Here is a 271-nt window from a genome sequence, read left to right as displayed (position 1 = left end):
CCAGTTCCTGCAGATATGCCTCGACCTCCGCATTTAATATCTTCCGCCGGTATTTTACCGACCATACCATATGGTAATTAATATTGCACACACAAGTGCGATAATGTATAAGATTTTCTTTCATACATATATGATACCATGATATCAAAAATTTCGCAATAAAATATCGAACATATTTTCTTTTTTATGATGCTGGATACAGCTTTTTATAGGGAGGGTTAAATGAATTTTTAAATTCTACCTTGCAAGAGTAAATTCTATACCTGTAGAA

The 271-nt window shown here is 32.8% G+C and carries 1 protein-coding gene; it reads right to left on the bottom strand.

Going from position 1 to position 271, the window contains the following annotated elements:
- The coding region (locus LJE09_RS19065) for a transposase (protein ID WP_227311465.1) at window positions 1-124 on the bottom strand (124 nt) is incomplete at its 3' end.
- Between the last annotated feature and the right edge of the window lie 147 nt (window positions 125-271).

Source organism: Blautia sp. DFI.3.45 (assembly GCF_020593505.1).
Taxonomy (GTDB): Bacteria; Bacillota; Clostridia; order Lachnospirales; family Lachnospiraceae; genus Blautia_A; species Blautia_A wexlerae.
The sequence above is the reverse complement of the archived record's forward strand: the minus strand, read 5'-3'. Positions and strand labels throughout refer to the sequence as shown.